Annotated in this window: 3 protein-coding genes; all 3 read right to left on the minus strand. The window is 70.1% G+C overall.

What is annotated here, in order from left to right; translation table 11 throughout:
* On the minus strand, positions 1–993 hold a 993-nt coding region (locus tag IJH84_RS26560; RefSeq protein ID WP_295150325.1), incomplete at its 3' end, for a deoxyguanosinetriphosphate triphosphohydrolase.
* Positions 994–1,037: 44 nt separating this feature from the next.
* Positions 1,038–1,694 (minus strand): YdcF family protein, encoded by a 657-nt coding sequence (locus IJH84_RS26565; RefSeq protein WP_200070986.1) that lies wholly within the window; start codon positions 1,692–1,694, stop codon positions 1,038–1,040.
* A 23-nt stretch (positions 1,695–1,717) separates the two neighbouring features.
* Complete coding sequence (locus IJH84_RS26570) at positions 1,718–3,103, minus strand: glycine--tRNA ligase (protein ID WP_295150329.1); 1,386 nt, start codon at positions 3,101–3,103, stop codon at positions 1,718–1,720.
* Positions 3,104–3,660 lie beyond the last annotated feature (557 nt).

Here is a 3,660-nt window from a genome sequence, read left to right on the forward strand (position 1 = left end):
CACCTGCCGCGGCACCACGAGTTCGGCCGCGTACCGGGTCAACGGTCCCGGCCCGAACGACTCGACGGTGCCGGTCACCGCGGCCGAGGTGAACCGTCCGACCAGTTCGCTGGTCAGCCGCTTCAGCCCGGCCTGCGCGGGCCGCGTCGCGTCGTAGTCCGCCACCGCCGCCACCGCAGGCAGCCTGGCCAGTTCACCGGCGGCCTCGTCCAGCTCACCGGCGTCGCCGTCCGGCCAGAAGTGCTTCGCGGCCAGCCGCACGATCTCCGCGCGATCATCCGCGCCGGACAGTTCGCGCAGCGAGATTCGGCCCGAGTGCACGCCGTCCTCCACGTCGTGCACCGAGTACGCGACGTCGTCGGCCCAGTCCATGATCTGCGCTTCCAGGCAGCGCTGCTGCGGGACCGAAGCCTGCCGCAGCCAGCTGAACACGTCGAAGTCGTCCGGGTAGACGCCGAACTTGACCATCCCGGGGCGTCGCGGCCACGGGTACTTCGTGGCCGCGTCCAATACGGCGCGCGTGAGGTTCAGGCCGCTGCCCTCACCCGACTCCCCGAGCAGCTTCGGCTCCAGGCGGGTCAGGATCCGCAAGGTCTGCGCGTTGCCCTCGAAACCGCCGCAGGAATCGGCCAGCGCGTTCAGCGCCTGTTCGCCGTTGTGCCCGAACGGAGGGTGCCCGATGTCGTGCGCGAGCCCTGCGGTGTCCACCAGGTCCGGGTCCGCGCCGAGCGTCGTGGCGATGCCCCTGCCGATCTGGGCGACCTCCAGCGAATGGGTCAGCCGGGTTCGCGGGACGTCGCCTTCCTCCGGACCCATGACCTGCGTCTTCCCGGCGAGTCGACGCAGCGCCGCGGAGTGCAGCACGCGGGCGCGGTCCCGCGCGAACGGTGCTCGGGTCTCCGGCCGCGAGCCCGGCAGCGCCGCGCGCTTCGGCGGTTCGGGCAGCAGCCGCGCCACGTCGTGCTCGTCGTAGCCGGGTGGAAGCGGGTTCATCGCGCCCAGCGTAGTGCGCGGCACCGACGAGCAGCCGCGATCAGTCAGCCGAGCTGCGTGCCCGCCACATCGGACGGGGCGTGGGTGAGCCGGTAGTACAGCAACCCGCCGGTCTCCCGCACGATGTACTGGAACTGGGTCTCGCGGGTCTGCACCATGGGCCCGCTCCTGGTGGGCGAGGCCCAAGCCTTCAGCCCGGCATCGGAGGCCATCGTCCTGGCTCGCATCGAGTGCCACGGGTCGCTGACGATCAGCGTGGAATCCCAGCCGCGGCGCTCGGCGATGCCCGCCACGGCGCGAACGCTGCCGAGCGTGTCGCTGCCGGTCTCCACGTCGGTGAGCTTCGAATCCGGCACGCCGTGCTCGGCCAGCCACATCCGACCGGCCTGCGCCTCGGTGTACTCGTCGCCTTCCTGCCTGCCGCCGACCGTGACCACGTGCTCGGTGAGGCCCTGCCGGTAGAGCTCCAGCGCCTGGTCCAGCCGCGCGCGCAGCACCGGGGTCGGCTTGCCGTGGTATTGGGCGGCGCCCAGCACCACGATCATGTCGACCGGTCTGCGGTCGTCCGTGCGCGCGACCTGCCAAACGCGGACACCGGCACCGATGAGCACCAGCAACGCCACCAGGACGGCACCGAACAAGGCGCGCCGCAGGACCCGGCCGGGACCGGGACCTGAGCGGCCCGCACGCACATCAGACATCGAACTTCCCCGGGTGGGCGGCGTCAGCAGCCGACGAGGCGGACGGCGAGATACTCCTCCAGCTTGTCCATCGCCACCCGCTCCTGCGCCATCGTGTCCCGCTCGCGCACGGTGACCGCGTGGTCGGACAGCGAATCGAAGTCGACCGTCACGCAGAACGGAGTGCCGATCTCGTCGTGCCTGCGGTACCGGCGGCCGATCGCGCCCGCGTCGTCGAACTCGATGTTCCAGTTCGTCCGCAGCTTCGCGGCGAGGTCGCGGGCCTTCGGCGAGAGGTCGGAATTGCGCGACAGCGGCAGCACCGCCGCCTTCACCGGCGAAAGCCTGCGATCCAGCTTGAGCACGGCGCGCTTGTCCACGCCGCCCTTGGCGTTCGGCGCCTCGTCCTCGTGGTAGGCGTCGGTCAGGAACGCCATCATCGGGCGCCCGACACCCGCGGCGGGCTCGATCACGTACGGCCGGTAGCGGGAATTGCTGGCCTGGTCGAAGTAGGACAGGTCCACGCCGGAGTGGTTCGAGTGCGTGGTGAGGTCGAAGTCGGTGCGGTTCGCGATGCCTTCCAGCTCACCCCACTCGTTGCCCGCGAAGCGGAACCGGTACTCGATGTCGACGGTGCGCTTGGCGTAGTGCGAGAGCTTGTCCTTGGGATGCTCGTAGTGGCGCAGGTTGTCCGGGTTGACGCCGAGGTCCGTGTACCACTTCGTCCGGGTGTCGATCCAGTACTGGTGCCACTGCTCGTCATCGCCCGGTTCGACGAAGTACTCCATCTCCATCTGCTCGAACTCGCGGGTGCGGAACACGAAGTTGCCGGGGGTGATCTCGTTGCGGAACGACTTGCCGATCTGGCCGATCCCGAACGGCGGCTTCTTGCGCGCGGTGGTCACCACGTTCGCGAAGTTCACGAAGATGCCCTGCGCCGTCTCCGGGCGCAGGTAGTGCATTCCCTCGTCGCTCTCGACCGGACCGAGGTAGGTCTTGAGCATCATGTTGAACTCGCGCGGCTCGGTGTACTGGCCGCGGTTGCCGCAGTTCGGGCACGGCACATCGGACAGGTCGCCTTCGGCGATTTCCTTGCCGGTGCGCTCGGCGTATTCCTCGACCAGGTGATCGCCGCGGAACCGGTGGTGGCAGGAAGTGCACTCCACCAGCGGGTCGTGGAAGGCGCCGACGTGCCCGGAGGCCACCCAGACGTCGCGGGGCAGGATCACCGAGGAGTCCAGGCCCACCACGTCCTCGCGGCCCTGCACCATCGCCTTCCACCACTGGCGCTTGATGTTGTCCTTCAGCTCGACGCCGAGGGGTCCGTAGTCCCACGCCGACCTGGTACCGCCGTAGATCTCCCCGGACGGGAAGACGAAGCCACGGCGCTTGCAGAGGTTGACGATCGTGTCGATCTGGTCGGCGGGCACGGTCACTCCGGAATCTCGGGTCGAAGATTTCGACGGTCTGCTGCGGGGTTTCGGGGGTCGTTCCAGGTCGAACGCCCGGGGGTCCCGGGCCCAGCGGTACCGCCTCGGCCGGTCCGGCCGGGAAGCCGCGAAGGTGATCTCCGGCTTTCCCGCCGACCGCACCGCGGGCAGCGGTGGCGTCCTGGGGTTTTCCAGCGTACCGATGCGGCCTGCCGCATCGGTGGGCCCACCCGGATCAACGAGGCCACCCGATCGGGCATCGTCCGGGAACCTGCCGGATGGCCGTTGCGGTGCGCTTTCGCCACGGACCCTGGCACCGTCGATGTGCTCGTGCGCGCGGCCGCGAACTCGCCCGCGCACCTGCACAGCCGTCCGCAGCGGCAGCCTCCCGCGAGGTGCCGACGGGTTTCCGGTGCCCCGTAGAATGGCGCAAGGAGAGCACCGCTGTTCCCAGGCCACCCCGGACCGGGACGCCCACAGGCCGGAGATCGCCGGCCGGGACGCACCACCCGGGCCAGCCGGAAAGGACGTCATGCCCGCCAGCCCGGACCCCCTCG

The sequence above is a fragment of the Saccharopolyspora sp. genome, assembly GCF_017434145.1.
Classification (GTDB): domain Bacteria; phylum Actinomycetota; class Actinomycetes; order Mycobacteriales; family Pseudonocardiaceae; genus Saccharopolyspora_C; species Saccharopolyspora_C galaxeae.

Excerpts from the sequence above, each read along its gene's own strand:
- IJH84_RS26565 (WP_200070986.1), bottom strand. The coding sequence starts at position 1,694 with ATGTCTGATGTGCGTGCGGGCCGCTCAGGTCCCGGTCCCGGCCGGGTC.